We start from the raw sequence: 16,628 nt of genomic DNA on the forward strand, positions 1-16,628 counted from the left end.
TTTAATTAAAGCTATTATTTTCTTGAATTTTGCACTCAAGAACTTCAACTTATACAGATTCCATGAACATGGATTTTCAGATTCAGGTATTAGATCCATGATAGATTATTCAAATATTTTTTTAAACCTAAGTAAATAATATAATTATGAATTGAGGAAGGAATTCCCATGAGGCCTTTTAATAATAAATTTAAGTTATACATAAGTAACTTCCATAACAACTTATCCTACCATCTGCCGGTACTCATATCTATTATTGTTTTGGTATTCCTTATTCTACTGCCTACCGGTTACGAGGGTGCTATTATTTATCAGGGCACTGACCGCAGCTCGGCAAGAGTAATATCTGTTGATAATAAAAATATCATCGATACCGGACTAATTCGTTCCGGTGAACAGACCTGTGTGGTAGAATTATTAGGCGGAAAATTTAAAGGGCAGCAGGTGGAAGGTTTTAATCTCTTAAATGGCTCCCTGGAGACCGATAAGATTTTCTCCCCCGGAGATAAAGTTCTGGTGGTGATTAATTATAATGATTCCGAAATCCTCTCAGTAAATCTTATCGATCACTACCGTATAGGCAAGGAGGTATTCCTGGCAGCAATATTTGCAATTTTGCTAATTGTTGTAGCAGGAGGAACAGGTTTTAGAGCCTTAATTTCCTTTGCTACAAGCATCCTGATGATCTGGAAGGTCTTAGTCCCCTTTTATTTAAACGGCCATAATCCGATTTACTTCGGACTTCTTATCACTGTTTTTCTTACGGTATTGATTCTTTCTCTTGTATTTGGCTTCAACCGAAAGGCCCTTGCTGCCATTTCCGGTGCATCTCTTGGAATCCTCGTAACCTGTATTCTTGGAATGCTGTTTACTACAAGTTACAAGATACATGGTGCTATCATGCCAAATTCAGAAAGTCTGCTTTACAGTGGATATGAAGGGCTGAACCTTACCAAAATATTTATGGCAAGTATATTTATCGGCTCTTCCGGTGCTGTTATGGACCTGGCTGTTGATATTACTTCGGCTATTACAGAAGTAATTTCTAAGAAACCTGAAATGAAATGGAAAGAAGCTTTTCTCTCCGGTATGAATGTCGGACGTGCTGCCATGGGAACCATGACCACCACTCTCCTGCTTGCATATTCCGGAGGTTATATTGCACTGTTAATGGTATTTATGGCTCAAGGTACACCAATCTATAATATATTGAATTACAAATATGTATCCGCAGAAATTCTTGATACCTTTATCGGAAGCATTGGTCTGGTGCTGGTAGCGCCATTTACTGCATTTACCAGCAGTGTTCTCTTAACCGGGCAAAAACAAAAAGCCTCTCTCGCAGGAAGTGAAGCTGATGGCGAGGCTGTGGAATCCATTGCTCAGGAATAAAAGGGATATTTACATGAGAAAAATAAGCAGCTGCCGGTTGAGTATTTCGAACCGAACAGCTGCTTTTATTTCTGTTATTAATCAATATCAATTGCACTGGTAGGACAGCTGTCTCTGGCATCTTCAGCTTCGGATTCCTTGTCTGCCGGAATTTCATCGTCTATACCATGGGCAAAACCGTCATCACCCATACTAAAAACGTCGGGACATAGGTTTGTGCATAATTCACAGCTTATGCAAAGATCAGGACTAACACTAGCTTTCATTTTAGATTACCTTATTACCATTACAAAGCAATGGTTCCTTTCATTCAATAATAATGCTCTGACATATTTATTATTGTTAGATAAAGGACTTTTATACATATTTTGTTAAGAAACCTTATCTTTTTGTGATTACTGTTTTTAGGATAGCTTTTCATCTGTAATTGAAGGAAGATTTGACAAATTATTTTCCTCTTTGCCATCGGGTAAAGATTTTAAATATTCATTCCCTTTCCGGGTGGCAATTCCTACTCCTTTGATTTCACCCTGTCTGGCTGCTTCCACTCCTTCTTCTTTATTCAGTACTTGGCCATCAGAAAGCTGATAACCGGTAACTTTCCCGCTGTCCTTTACCAGTGCAACAATTTCCTTTGCATCCGGTTTACTCTCAGGGATATCGCTTAGAGCCATCATAGGCAGTACAGAGGATAACTCTGTTTGATTTGCATTCATATTCTCCATATGTGGAACCTCACATTCTAAATTCATTTTAACAGTTGCATTTAGTAAACCATTATTATTTTCTGTAATTATCTTTTTTTTACTCATTTTTAAAATAGCACAAAAAGAGCTGTCCTGAAAATAAACACAAAGCGGCAAGATGCTTCTTGATTTTCCTGTAATGCACTTCTTGAAAGATACGTAGCCGTTTTGTGTGATTAAAGCAAATAATTTTTGTTTAATTATAAATCACAAAATGGTTAATTGTCTTTCGCTGGTGTGTATAAGGAAGGCCAGGAAGCTTCTTGCCGCAACATTACTTAAATGCAACAGTCCTTTACCACAGATACTATTCTTCATTTATAGGTACCAATCGGATAATTTTGTCATCTCCTTCCCGAGGCTGTTCCCTGCCATCCCGGTTACTGGTAGTTATATACACAGATCCGTCAGCAGCGCTAAAGGCTTCTCTCAATCTTCCATATTGATTCTGTAGTCGCGGGATTACCTGTACTACCTGCTTACCATCTGGCGATAGCAGCATTTCTAATACTTCCATCCCTCTTAGTGCAGAAACCAGTAACCTGCCTTTTAAAGGTCCTTCTTCTATAAAGGTGATACCCGATGGTGCCCAGGTCTCTGTCTCACTGCTGATGACAGAGGTTTGAAAGCCCTGTTCTGACAAATCCTCCTCCGCATCCGTCAAAGGCCATCCATAATTTCCTCCGGGTACAATAATATTTATTTTATCTCTTCCCCAATTTCCGTGAACCGAAGCATACAAGACCCCCTCTTCACTCCAGGCAAGTCCTTGCGGATTTCGAAGACCCAGGGCATATACAGGAGAGCCAGGGAAAGGATTATCGACAGGAATACTGCCATCCAGATTTATACGAAGAATTTTCCCGGAGAGAAGCTCAGGATTCTGTGCTGATTCCGGTACATCACCATCACCGGTTGTTATATAAAGTAAGTTATCGGGTCCAATCTTTATTCTGCCTCCGTTATGTCCTCTTCCACCTGGTATATTATCAAGTAATATACTGTCTTCCCTTGTAATTCCTTCTTCATAATGCATGCGTACTACCCTGTTATAGAATTTATCTTCTGCCTGGAAGGTATACATAACATAGAAATAGCCATTGTTATCAAATTCAGGGTCCAATACCAATCCCAGTAATCCTCCCTCCCCCTGAGCGGTAAACGGAGCTGTAAAGGTATATATCGTTTCAGCTCCTTTGTTATCCTTATAAATCAGGCGGATGTTACCTATTCGCTCTGTTACAAAGATTCTTCCGTCCTTTGTAATATCTATTGCCCAGGGTACAGTCAACTCTTCACTTATTATCTCTGCAGCATATGGAAATTCACTTTGGTCTGCAACCTCTGTTTTCAGAATATTGGAACACTCAACCTGTAAATTATCAAATCTTTGAGAAATGAAGGGATACATACCTTTTTTCTTTTTAAACCAGTCTGCCATGCTCTTAATCTTATAAGAATTATTATATTCCATATTCCACCTTCCCTCCGGCTTCAGTTAAACGTGAAAATCGAAGTTTGTCATACAATCCTATATTACTATTGTATGGATTGAAAGGTAAAAAATTCCTTAATAGCTTATAGCTTTACATCAAAATCTGCTGTATCTCCTTTTCTCAAAACACCTTTACCGTTATATTCCTCTGAGTTAAGGCTTTCATATCTACCGCCTCTCTTCTCTTCACTTTCCTGCGGAAGGCTCTTATACTTATCACTTTTCTTAAATTCTTTCACAACCTCGTTAACAGCATTCGTCAAAGCTTCCCGGTCAGGATCCTTGTCATTGATCATGCCTAATTGAAGACCTGCTACCTCTTCAACTTCCTTTTTCGATTTACAATTCTTAAGGCTATTTTCTACCATCTCCCGTTTCATTTGAATACGCAAGGCTTTCATATACATATCAGGATTGGTTCTTCGCAGAAAATCCATCTCACTGGCAGTGAGCTTTTTACCGGCATTAAGCTTTTGGCTGATCTTTTCTGCTTTTCTTTTCTCTGACTCTTCATCTTCTGCACGAGATACCCTTAAAGCCTCTCTATGCTGATCTAATACAGCTTTCAGGCTGCTTCTGGCATTTTGTCTCTTTGTACTCTTTGTTTTTAAAATTGCATTTGTATTAGTATTTGTACTTTTATTTGTACTTGAATCTATATTTGTACTTTTATTTATATTTTTACTTGCATTTATAATTTCATTATTGTTTCTTAAATTAATATTCATACCTGCCCTCATTCCCATTACAAGTCATCTGATATTACCAGAGCTGCAATTTATAATTCTTATGTTTGCAAAGCTGCATGACCATGACGCTTATAGGAATATTATCGGTAAAATAATCCAATTACTTTAAGCTGTTTTTCTTCTTTCAGCATGTTCTCCAACTGCAAGGAAATCGATTATATCACAGATTATAATAGACTTCTTACTCATCTTAATATTGAAGTCAGCCAGTTAATCGCCAAAAGACTTTACAAGTAACTAAACGTTAAATAAATTTCAATTATCTCTGCTGTTTCTGCAAATAAAAGGAAAGCAAGCCCTTCCAAAAAAATTGCGAAACTTTTTAAGGAAAGTGCTTGCTTTTATTTAATTAACCCAGATCCGGTTTATCACAAAGGACTAACTCCTCCGATGCTTTTCCTTCTGTCTCGAATACGATAATTTCATTGATACCGTCTTTCAGTAATGGCGCAGGCAGGTACAATCTCTTCTGAGGTCCAATCTCCCAGAAGCGTCCCAGGTTAAAGCCGTTTATAAAGACGCAGCCTTTTCCCCAGCCTTCCATATCAACAAAGGTATCTCCTTTTTCTTCTGCCAGGAACTCAAAGCGGTAGAAAGCAGGTTTCTGCTCTTTAAAGCCTTTGGTAAAATCCAATTTATGAAGATTATCCAAGGGCAAGGTATAGTGTTCCCAGTTCATATGCTGATGACCGTTGATTACAACACTTCCGTCTATTCCTTTGCGCTGCTTATCCAGATAAGGTCCAAAATTTACTCTTCCCATATTCTCCATAAGAATATCAATAGAACTGCCTTTTTCAAAATCATAAGATATCTCGTGTTCAGTAAGCAGCTCTCTATCGTACAGTGTTGCAACAGGTTCCTGTGAAATATACATTTTTGCCCTGTCGTTTGCATTGTATAAACGAATTTTTTCCAGCTTTTTCTCTTTTACAAGAGATGAACGGTATAAGGTATAACCATAGCTTTGTCCGAGCTTTTCCATGGATTTTGGATATAAATCAGTAACAGGTGCGGATATATCCTCAAGACTTTCAAACAAGCCTACCTTTTCCTTACAGCTAAGCTTTCCATAAGCTTTTTTCTCAATCTTTGTGGTGAATTCTATCTCCGGAAGTTTTGCGTACTTACCGATGATTTCCTTGAACGCTTCGTATTTAGGTGTAATATCACCGCACTCTGTCAGTACAGCATCATAGTCATAGGAGGTTACATCCGGCGTAAGCTCATCATAATAATTAGAGCCGTTCATAAAACCGAAGTTTGTTCCACCGATGAACATGTAGATGTTAATATTACCATACTGTAAGGCTTCGTCTAAATCCTTGCAGTTCTCCTCCATATTAGAGGTTTTATGTCCTCCATTACCCCAATGATCAAACCAGCCCACCCAGAATTCCATGCACATAAGTGGTCCGCCATTGGTATGCTCTTTTAATACCGCAAACTGCTCCTTCATCTTGGAGCCGAAGTTTCCTGTGGGCAATACACCTTCTATCTTACCGCACTCCAAGGCATCTCCCCAGGGACCGTCCGAGGTGACAAAAGGGACACAGGCTCCGTTATCAACCATCAGCTGTTTCATCTGTTCCAGGTAAGCTGTATCATCTGCATAATAACCATATTCGTTTTCAATCTGAATCAATATGATTGGGCCTCCTAAGGGAAGCTGTAAAGGTGCTGTAATCTCAAAGAGTTTCTTATAATAATCAGCCGTATGCTTCATAAAGCTGGGATGACTGCTCCTAAAACGCATTCCGTCTTCTGCAAGGAGCCAGGCTGGAAGCCCGCCAAATTCCCATTCTGCGCAAATATAAGGGGAGGGTCTGAAAATTACCCATAATTCAAGTTCAGCTGCAAGCTCTAAGAATTTCTTAATATCCAGAATCCCCTCAAAGCAATAAGTTCCTTTTTGGGGTTCATGAAGATTCCAGGGCACATAGGTTTCTACCGTATTGCAGCCCATAGCCTTTAACTTCTCCAGGCGATCCCTCCAGTACTCCGGAACGATTCTGAAATAGTGTATGGCACCTGATATAATCTGCACAGGTTTACCATTTACATAAAACTTATCCTTGATTTCTATTGTGTTAGATAACATTTTTTGTCTCCTTTTTGTCAAAATACTATGTAACCGATTACATATATTTTATAAAAAAATAGCCCTGTTTCTTATAAGCTGACTACCATTACCAAACTTCACCCTTGAGCGTGTAAATTATTCATACACGTTCTTACATAGAACAGAACTTTTATTTTTCCCAATATACGTATTATGATGATACCTATATTGGGAGAAGCTTAAAATTCTGTATCCTATCCAAAGATGCAAGCATTTGCTCAAATACATGGGGTAATATTGTCTCAAATTTAAACAGGGCTAATCTCTTATCTCGTACTACCTCTGATAATAATCTCAGGTTTTATTAAAGAAGTCTTACCTGTTGTTAAGGTCTTGGCTTGCATTAGCTTATGAAGGCTGTTAAATACCTTCTTACCAAAGTACTCATACCTTGGACTGATGGATGTTATATGAACCGGTGTCATAGTTGTTATACTGACATCATCAAATCCGGTGACAGCTATATCCTCCGGTATTTTCAGTCCTCTCTCCAGAGCACAGTTAACTGCTCCTAGTGCAACATAATCGTTGATACCACAGATAACTTCCGGTAAAGGCCCGCCTTCCTCTATCAGTATTTTCAGGCTGTCATAACCTGCACTGAAGCTGAATACGTCATTGCCTGTAAGCCATCTTACCGAGACATCAAGTCCCAGTTTCTCTCCAACTGCGTAAGCAGTCTTCTTTTTGATATAGGAAGGATAGTACTGATCTCCTCCACCGATAAAACAAATCCTTTTATAACCTCTGGATTTTAGGAACAGAAGTAATTCCTCCACACCTTTAACATCATCGGTATAAATACCGTTACAGCCAAAACGTTCTGCTTCCGGACCACAGGAAACAACCGGGACGATATTTCTCATCTCCTGTATCTCCCTGACATGATTCTCAGGAAGATTCCTCTCGTCCATTCGCCCTCCCATCATGACGATACCGTCTACATGTTTTTCCTTCAGGGAGTTTAAGAATTTGGACTCAAGATTGTAATCACCTTTGGCATTTAACAGAATGGTCATATATCCATGACTGGAAGCCCATTTTTCAAATTCGTAATATACATTTGCAAAATACATATTACCAATGTGGGGGACTATATATCCGATGGTTTTCGTAAACCCTGCCTGCAGATTCTGGGCAAAGGTATTTGGCCTGAAATTATATTTCTGAACCAGTTCCATAATTTTCAATTTATTTGCTTCTGATACATAACCTCTTCCTGATATTGCTCTTGAAACCGTTGCTGCGGAGACCCCAACTTCCTTTGCAATATCATAAATGGTTAATTGCTTCGGCATGTCGTTGCCATCTAAAATAGAAATCACCAGCCCTCTGACAAAATAATTGTAGTTATAGATTGCTTTCCGACCTCAACTGCATCTCCCACGCCGTATTTTTCATTGGTTATTCTGTCTAAATTACTGCTTTCTGAGGTTTCGTATACACTTATATCAGTATATTCTACTGCCCCTTGAATATCAAGCAAAAGTTTTTTATTTGCATCGGACTCATTTATGACTACCAGCACCAATTCCTTTTTCCCCTCATCATTGGTACCGGTAAAAGCAACGGGTTTATATTCTTTCAGCGAACTGTCAGATACCTCAACCCTCTGATAACCGGGCCGTATAAATTTGGAGTAATTGCCATAACCCCATAACCGTTTTAACGGGTTCAGAGTCTTCTTTCCTTCGTTTACATAAATAAGTCCGTCACGGTAACCACCGGGGGCTACACCTACCCAGTTCTGCCAGGATACCACATCGAGTACTGTAAGATCCTCCTGTAATACTCTTGCAAGCTCAAAGGCGGAATCCATTGTAACATCAGAGCCGTTTACCATTTCACACCATTCACTCATACGCAGCTTAACCTCAGGATAGTTGGCGTCCATCCATCTCTTAAAGGCAACCTTTGAAGCGGTATCTGACCAGTAGGAATGATTATCGATAGTATCAAAGTAACATCCAAGAACAGAGTCATTTAAGAGGGCACTGGTATATAAAGTAGCATCTCCCTTCCATTCCCCGCTCTCAGGTCCGGAAAGCGCTACACCTTCTAACGCCGGCCTGCTATTTAGTTCCGTTAAAAATGCACGATATAGCTTGGGAATTTTAGCTGGTTCGTAATGACACCCTTCCTGGCCTTCAGTCCACTCCCATTGTGGTTCATTAATGGGAGAAATGTATTTTACGGGAATCCCTTCTTCTACAAAATGCTCTGCCACATCCATTACATATCGGGCAAAATCCTCATAATTCTCAGGGAGGATGTTCTCCTTACTGCCCTTAGTCACCTGAGCAGTTCCGTTCATGGTCAAACGTTCCAGCGGACTGTTACTGAACATAATAATTTCCTCTACCCCCAGTTCCACAGCCTTTCTCATAAACCAAACAGCATTGGCATCCTTATTCCAGTTATAGGTAAAAGGCGCTGTTTCAAAACTCTGTGCTCTTCTATGAGGGTCATTGTATTTACCCTTACCGCTGTCAGCAGATCCTGCTCCGAGGTTGTAACGATAACTGCTAAGTCCGATACCATACTCTCTGTCAAATAAAAGCATGGCAATCTCATCCCTTACGGAGCGTCCGGTATCCTTATATTCATTATCCCAACCGCCTACATATTGTGACCACCAGCAGCCGCTGGTGCCGAAGCTTTCAATTATCTGATGTTTCTCTGATAAGTTAATTTTCACTTCTATAGCTCCCCCTGTTATATCATTGTTTTCTTTGTTGGTTTCAGATTCTGCTGTCCCCTCCTGTGACATATTATCAGCAGCAGGAGCATCTGTTCTTTGAGAATTCGCTCCTCTCCCGCAGCCGGTTAACAGAACAAGCAGGCAGACAACTGCCACACCCCATCTTTTTCTCATAATAGCCCCTTTCGTGAATACGAAATCTTTGATGTTGTATTCCTGAATCCTGGAACTGCCTTGCAAGAATATCACTTAATTCAGCACCTGCTATTTCCGCTGATACTGGGTTGTCGTCAATCAGCGCAGGAGCTGCTACCCTTCATTCCTTCGCCTTGCCTCAGTAAAATTTCAAGCGCTGTTATAAAGCGTTATTTATGCAATGCAGTACCAGTTGAAAAATCGTTTTGAATGCTCATCTATTAATCATTTTTTGTTATTGCTCTTCCAGGTATAAGGCATAATAAATGTTTGCTTTCATCTTATAACCGGAAGAGCTTAAACTATTTAAATTATTGATACCTTTAGCCAACAAGTCCGGAATTCTCGAGATTTTCCACCAGCCACTTCTGCGCACCAAAGTACACCAGCAGCAAAGGTATAAGGAAAATCAGAACAGCTGCCTGCTTAATGGCATCAAAAGCAAAATCTGTTGCCAGCGGTACATCGAACCATACTTTTACTGCCCCCAGTACAAACTGTTTGTTTGCCGGTGAAAATACCCTTGCAAGACTTGAACTTAAATAAGGGCCATCCTTATTAAAGTAGCTGGTAAAGTAGGTATCTCCATAATTCCAAACAAAGGATAATACGGCTACCGTTGATATGGCAGGCAATGCATTGGGTATCATAATCTTAAAATATGTCTTATGGAAGCCGCAGCCATCAATAAGAGAAGCTTCTTCCAGTTCTTTTGGTATATTCTTAAAAAACTGACTGAAAATGAAAACAAATAAACTCTGCTGAACACCGAAACCCAGTATTGCAATCATAAACAGCGTTGCCGGTTGGTTGATCAGGTTGATTTCACCTGACTCAGTAAAAAACTTCAGCAAACCAAATGCATTAAAGTGAGAATAATAGATATACTGTGCCAGCAACAGTGACTGTCTGGGAACCAAAAATACAAGGATAACCAGAAAGAATACAAATTTGTGTCCGAAGAACTTCACTCTTGCCAGGGAATAACCTGCCATTGCTGAAACAAACACCTGTATACCCATTATCAAACCTGCATATAGAACAGATTTAACAATTGTCATAAAACCTTCCGGCATACTAAAACGAATGGCAGCCTTAAAGCTGGTCATGGAGAACTCCATAGGCAGCCAGATTACATTCGGATTGCCCAGATCTTCAATGTTAGAAAATATGGAAGGAATCAGCTGTATGATAGGATAGAGAATCGTAAAGCATAAACCTACAATAATACAGAAAAGGAAGGCGGACTGCAGTATGTTCTTTGATTTCTTGCGAAACAGATATACCTTAAGCCCAAAGGAGGCATTCTCAGTCTTATTTTTCATATTTCTTTACCACCTTTCTTAACACCAACAATACAATTCCAAGAACCAGGAGCACATTTAATATGTAAATTACAGATAATGCAGAACCGGTTCCAATCTTACTCTGTTCAAAAGCAAAGCTGTAGGCTTCTTCTGAAATAGGAGATTTTAAGAACATATCCACAACAGTATAAACGGTAACAAATAAAGTTATATGCATAATAGAGGGTATGGTAACCTTCCAGAAGGTCTCATAACCGGTAGCTCCTTCAATTTTAGCAACCTCATAAAGGCTTGGACTGATGGATTGAAGTCCCGCCAGATAGATCAGGGTCTGTACACCGGATTGGGAAAGTACATCAAAGATCTTATCTACATATGATATTACCGGCAGTAAAATGCTGTTAGGTATATTCGTATAATGCATCAATAAGGAACTGATATAACTTTCGCTGAATAGTCCGGAGCTTTCTTTGACCCATTCACCTCCGGTGGTTATGGCAAGCATATCTGTTACAACCTCAAGTCCGAAAATAATAGGCAGGAAGTAGATAACCCTTACAACCCCTCTTCCTTTGAATTTCAAATTCGCCAAAAGTGCCATAAATAAACTGAAGATTACAATCAGGGGCACATTGGTGAGTATGGAAAGATTCTGATCTGCAAAAAGCCTTATCATTGGCTGTGCGGTAGTGGTTACTTCATTCTGAAACAAATCAATATAATTTTTGAAACCGCTGTAGGCAAATTTCATACCACCGGTGTCATTTACACTTACGGTATTAAAGGAATACCTTACAGTATTAAATAGCGGTATGGCAAAACATAATAAAAAACCGATGAGAAAGGGCAGGACATAGAGGAAGCCGTTGAGCTTTCTTTTGGTTTTGTATTTTAACGGAAAAATATTTCGCATCCTCTTTCCTCCTAATTTCCTGAAATAATATATCCAAGGGCTGGTATATCAGTACCGTTTACGTTCACAGTGTGCAGGTTATAGTTGGTAATAACCGCAACGCCGGAAGCATATTCCGTACGAAATACATTTTCTCCAAGGATTTTATGACCTGTAATCTCCATGTCTCCGATTTCCTCCCAGGCCGTCTTGCATGCTTCGTATACCTGATTAATGGTATCTTTCTGTTTCTCATACTCTGTTGCGTAATAATAGGAATACGCGCTTTCCTGCAGGATATCATCACTCTTAGCCGTTAAGGTAAACTTTGGATATACTCCCAGCTCAACTGCCTGTAGTACATAATAAGCCGGATTATTGGAGGACATATTGACATTTTCTGTGGTTACCTGTATCAGACCATTCATCACCAGTTGCCTGAAAGGTATGGTTGTATAAAAGGTTGCATAGTCACTGCTCTCTCTTGAAATATCCTCGGCATAAGAACCATATACCAGATTCTTCATCATAGGATTTTCCAAAGACAGCTCATGACTTTCAGAGATTTTCTCCAGATTCCTGTCTACGATTCGACCTGCTTCATAAACCGATACATTCTTCTTGAAACGATAGTCTGCAAGATTATAATGTGCAAGGTCAGAAATGGAGAGTTTATCGTATTCCGATGCACTTTTTAAGAAATCATCCACCACACCGTTTAAATATCTGGGTGAAAGGAGATAGAAATAATTCACATCAAAACCGGTATAACCATCTAATATTCCTAAGGACAACAGATAACGATACATGGTAGCAGGTGTGTTAGAGTAATCATATACCGCATGCTTCTTTGCCCTGAAACCGTTCCCTTTGTCATATACCTTTGCCAGATTAACCTCCAGGAATAAATCAGCGTTACGTTCCTTGGTCAAAGCTTTCAGTTTCTCAAATTCTTTCTCAGACCCATTTGCAGCTACCTGTTTCGCTTTATTGTTTAACTTATTCTCAAAACCTCCGTTAAAGAAACCTGTGTACTTAAGCGCCAGATCCATGTCCGGCAGGTCATTTAATATGTCTGTCATTTCCTCATAAGTAGTCATAGAATAACTGGACTGATAAGGTATGCCGAGAAAACGTTCGGTTAAGGAAATTCCTCCAAGAAAGTCCAGATATAATTTTGCTTTTTCCGGATAAGCTGTCTCCTTCACATCCCACTGCTGCATCAGATACTCCTGATAGGCTTTTGCCATGTCATAATAGGTGACCTTACCGGGAAATAGCTTGTAACGAATAGTGTAATCCACGTCCAGAACACCGGTATCCACCAGGTAGGAGGCTTTGTTATCACTATAGGGTCCATACACCTTAACGCTGCTGTACTGTGCGGCATCAAAAGATGCAAAGGCTTTATTATAGGAGGAGGCACTGTCTTTTGAAGTGGAACCAAGCTTAACATTTATGTATGAGGTTTCAGCACCTTTTTCGATAATTCCAAGGAAACCATGGGAGGCATTCTCCATAGGACCATAGGTCATACCAAATACCGGCATCATAAGCTCTTCACCAAATTCAGGCGCGAAATAATAATCCGTTAAATAATCATTGTCATACACCGGTCTGATATAATCCGGCACTGCTGCATTGAAGGTATTAAACTGAAACAACGCTCCCGCTCCATCCGGTACCAGAATATGTCCTTCTTCATAGTCCTTGGATGCTGCTGCCCCGAAATTGGGAAGCACCTTTAAGTTCTGGATGGTATAGAAGGAATTTCCGCTGACCATTTTCTGGGTAGGAACTCTGAATACAAAATCATCTCCCTCAAGTACCGCTTCCGCAACTACCTTAAACTGTGCAGGTTCTGCAAAGGTTACGCTAAGCCCCATCTCCGTACTGTCTTCCATGAGCATATCTCTGGTATAGCCCAATAATTCTGCCAGTTTGATCAGCTGTTTTACCGCACTCCTTGGAGGTGTTCCATTATAGGAGACAGCATAAGCTTCTTCTGTAATACTCTTTTTGTATAACAGTTCCAAGGTCATTTTATACTTATCAGCAGTAGCCTGGTCCGTCTTACCGGAATCAACAAGAGTCTTTATCCCGCCCAGAAAGAAATTCTCGAATCTGTCAACGGACATTTTCTGGGGATAATACTCTGTAAAACGTTCTGACTCACCTTCATTGATGTCCATGGTAATCTGAACACCATTTTCAATTTTATTTAATACATAACTTCCCAGCTGGGTACAGTAGGTATAAGAATCCCACTCATAAAGATTATTATCCTCGCCCAGATAGGAAATGGTCAGAAGTGCAAGTTCTGCTGCCTGGCTGCTGCCGTTGACAGCTGAATACCAGGAATTACCGTTATTCTTATCTTTCACCTTCAGATTCATTGTTTCGGCATTGATATACAGCTGTTTTGAGTCACTCTCTGCTACCAGAACCTCTCCAGCCGTATGAGGTATTTCCTCTCCTGCTGCTGCCAGTTCTGCATTATCTGCCGGAGGCAGAATATTAGCCTTGACACCAAGCACCGGTATATAGCGCAATAACCCGATAATTAAACACAGAATCAGAACCGTTGCAATCATCTTGCGGGCAAAATGTCTGGCATATATCTTACGGAGCTTTTCTGTTACAGGCTTTAAAAAGTTCGCAATATCACTTAATCCTTTCATGTTTTACACCCATTGCATATCACAGGCTGACCTGCGATACTGCCACAACTATGAAAGAGTGAAAGAAGCTCATTGTGGCAGCCTTTCCTTTAAATTTTCTTTCACTCTTAGGCCGTGTTAGAGAAACCAAACCACTCCTTGCTTTCACAAAGCGAAACCCCGGCATGGCACAAGCGGTTTTCAAACACATCCCAGCGACATGATGCCACTTATGCGGCGTCGCAAACTATGCACTGTCAATTAATCCTTCTAACCATCTCCTGAGCAACAGTCATTACAAAGTAATACATACGCTCCATCAGCGAGAAGAACAGTATACCTAAAAATACGATAATAAAGGCAGCTACGGCTGTCGCCAGCAGTGTCTTGATATTAACAGCAAAGGAATATTCATGAATAATGCACAAGCCTGCCAACAGGATAAAAACAAACCATACCACTCCGATTCCCTGCAGGGATCTTAATATAATAACTTCTTCTGTTATAACAAAATTACTGATAAAAACGGTCAAACCGTTAAGCAGCAGCATTGGAACAACAGAATACCCTAAGACAATATAGATATCTCTCATATTGCCTTTCCCATTAAACAAGGTGGTAATTGTCCAGTTGCTCACAGTAAAGAGCAGGAAGACAGACAGGGCAGAAATAAAAATTGATATGCTGTTCATTTGAAATATGGCATTCATATTCATAACGAAACCGGTATACTGATAGGAAACACATTGCATGATTCCATAAAGTATCAGAATAACAGAGGCTATAAGGGCACTTCCTTTTCCCCTGTATTTTATCTCATAGAAGCCGTCAAAAGGGTGGAACATGGCATATTTTAAATAATGCAGTTGTTCTTTAAAAATCTTATTTTTCATTTATGTCCACTCTCCTTCTTATGATATCTTACTTCCGTATATAGAATAAGGGATATGAAAGCTAAGAAAATTACAGCAATGATTCCGAAGTTATCCTGCAACACTTCACCTCTGTGCCCGTTATAGGCCTTGGAATAAAATTCACGGTTGTTGCCAAGTTTGAAGTAATACATGGCTTTTTCAAAATCATCCTTCATCAGATAGTTCTTACCGATACCTACATATGCCACTTCATAATTAGCATTTAATTTAAGGATATTATCAAACTGTAACAATGCTTCATCCCAATCGCCGTAATAATAGCTCTTACTTGCCTGTAAGGCTGCTTTGCCAAAGTCTGTAGGTTTCAGTATATATGCACATTTTAAAGCACTGTCTGTAACCACCAGATTATCTCCTGACCAGGTAATACCAGTTGGCATTGAGAAGGAGCCTTTTGTTTTTCCGATGGAGCCAAAGGCATTCAGAAGCTGTCCGTCAAAATCATAGAGAAAGATTCTTCCCTTGTATTTATCTAAAACCGCATAGGTTCCATAATCTTTTACTGCTACATCAACAAACTGACTCTGCTCATTCAGATTCATTTTGTGAATATCACCTATAACAAAGGTATTTCCTTCTTCTCTTAAGACATTTTTTCCACCGGAATTTAAACGGAATACCATATGTTCCGCAGCTGCATCAAAGGTAACCGCATAAACAAAACCGTCTGAATCCAAAGCCACATTATTAAAAGCAGGTGCAAAGGTTTTCTTCATCTGCTCCTTCTGTCTGTCAGAGGAGATGGATTTCCAGAAATAGTCCAGAAAATTTACGGAAGGAGAATTGACACCAAAATATCTGGAAAAAGTACCATCCGGATTTAATTCAATGATTCCCTCATAGCTCGACTGAACAACCACATAGATTCTGTCCGCACTGTCCACAACTATCTTAGAGGGTCTGAATTCTGAGACACCTGCCATATTTTCCGGCTTCTTAATTACCCGCTTTAAGGTATAATCAGAGCCATCCAGGACTACAATTCTTTCCGCTCCTGTATCCGCTACATAAAGCTCTTTGTTTTTCTCCTGGTAAAATACACCTTCCGGAGCATTAAATACCAGCTGTGCACCACTCTCATCTATAACGATTTTATTATCAGCATCCCGGATGACCTTTAAGGATTTTATAAAACTGCCGTTCTGATCGGTTATATTAACTCTGCTCTCAAGGGTATCCACAAGGAATATATGACCATCTGCACTGGCAGCCACATCATTAAAGCCCTGAACTTTGATTCCCCCCATATCAGCTTCATCAATTACAGTATCAAGCTGGAAGGCCGCCGGACTTTCTACCGCATTTCCCCAGTAATTATAGGTATATCCATCATAATCATAACTTTTACCATCGGCAGCATAAACTCTGGTTGGAAGGAACACCAGCAGGAATACCAGCAGGATTAGTAAACTTTTTTTCTTCATCGTAACATTT

At 39.8% G+C, this 16,628-nt stretch carries 13 protein-coding genes; 1 reads left to right on the forward strand and 12 read right to left on the reverse strand.

The features are described 5' to 3' along the window. Window positions 1-168 precede the first annotated feature (168 nt). A complete protein-coding gene (locus tag BR73_RS0116525) occupies window positions 169-1,392 on the forward strand; it encodes a YibE/F family protein (protein ID WP_051685258.1) in 1,224 nt (407 codons plus the stop codon). A gap of 77 nt (window positions 1,393-1,469) precedes the next feature. Here the strand turns inward: BR73_RS0116525 and BR73_RS0116530 are convergent, their stop codons facing one another. From BR73_RS0116530 to BR73_RS0116585, 12 genes are all read right to left on the reverse strand, one after another. Continuing rightward, the gene (locus tag BR73_RS0116530; RefSeq protein WP_033166440.1) at window positions 1,470-1,658 is read right to left on the reverse strand and encodes a ferredoxin; all 189 of its coding nucleotides are present in this window, start codon (window positions 1,656-1,658) and stop codon (window positions 1,470-1,472) included. Between the two features lie 138 nt (window positions 1,659-1,796). Further along, window positions 1,797-2,117 carry a DUF3892 domain-containing protein gene (locus BR73_RS0116535; protein WP_347463450.1) on the reverse strand — a complete coding sequence of 107 codons (321 nt, stop codon included), beginning with the start codon at window positions 2,115-2,117 and terminating at the stop codon, window positions 1,797-1,799. Between the two features lie 328 nt (window positions 2,118-2,445). After that, on the reverse strand, window positions 2,446-3,612 hold the full coding sequence (locus tag BR73_RS0116540; RefSeq protein WP_242860692.1) for a PQQ-dependent sugar dehydrogenase: 1,167 nt from the start codon (window positions 3,610-3,612) through the stop codon (window positions 2,446-2,448). Window positions 3,613-3,716: 104 nt separating this feature from the next. After that, window positions 3,717-4,361 carry a hypothetical protein gene (locus BR73_RS27535; RefSeq protein WP_051685259.1) on the reverse strand — a complete coding sequence of 215 codons (645 nt, stop codon included), beginning with the start codon at window positions 4,359-4,361 and terminating at the stop codon, window positions 3,717-3,719. A 370-nt stretch (window positions 4,362-4,731) separates the two neighbouring features. Beyond that, window positions 4,732-6,483 (reverse strand): beta-galactosidase family protein, encoded by a 1,752-nt coding sequence (locus BR73_RS0116550; protein WP_033166441.1) that lies wholly within the window; start codon window positions 6,481-6,483, stop codon window positions 4,732-4,734. A 287-nt stretch (window positions 6,484-6,770) separates the two neighbouring features. Next, complete coding sequence (locus tag BR73_RS0116555) at window positions 6,771-7,802, reverse strand: LacI family DNA-binding transcriptional regulator (RefSeq protein WP_033166442.1); 1,032 nt, start codon at window positions 7,800-7,802, stop codon at window positions 6,771-6,773. Between the two features lie 23 nt (window positions 7,803-7,825). After that, entirely contained in the window at window positions 7,826-9,379 is a 1,554-nt protein-coding gene (locus BR73_RS0116560; RefSeq protein ID WP_051685260.1) for a glycoside hydrolase, read from the reverse strand. 344 nt (window positions 9,380-9,723) lie between these two features. Next, window positions 9,724-10,725: a carbohydrate ABC transporter permease gene (locus tag BR73_RS0116565; protein ID WP_033166443.1), complete on the reverse strand. Its 1,002-nt coding sequence runs from the start codon at window positions 10,723-10,725 to the stop codon at window positions 9,724-9,726. After that, complete coding sequence (locus BR73_RS0116570) at window positions 10,715-11,620, reverse strand: sugar ABC transporter permease (RefSeq protein WP_033166444.1); 906 nt, start codon at window positions 11,618-11,620, stop codon at window positions 10,715-10,717. The genes BR73_RS0116565 and BR73_RS0116570 overlap by 11 nt, the downstream gene beginning before the upstream one ends. Before the next feature lie 11 nt (window positions 11,621-11,631). Continuing rightward, entirely contained in the window at window positions 11,632-14,280 is a 2,649-nt protein-coding gene (locus tag BR73_RS0116575) for a DUF5696 domain-containing protein (RefSeq protein WP_033166445.1), read from the reverse strand. A 236-nt stretch (window positions 14,281-14,516) separates the two neighbouring features. After that, window positions 14,517-15,152 (reverse strand): Yip1 family protein, encoded by a 636-nt coding sequence (locus BR73_RS0116580; protein ID WP_033166446.1) that lies wholly within the window; start codon window positions 15,150-15,152, stop codon window positions 14,517-14,519. Further along, complete coding sequence (locus tag BR73_RS0116585; protein ID WP_033166447.1) at window positions 15,149-16,618, reverse strand: hypothetical protein; 1,470 nt, start codon at window positions 16,616-16,618, stop codon at window positions 15,149-15,151. Before BR73_RS0116585 ends, BR73_RS0116580 begins: the two co-directional genes overlap by 4 nt. Window positions 16,619-16,628 lie beyond the last annotated feature (10 nt).

This window comes from Clostridium sp. KNHs205 (assembly GCF_000702945.1).
GTDB lineage: Bacteria > Bacillota > Clostridia > Lachnospirales > Lachnospiraceae > Anaerocolumna.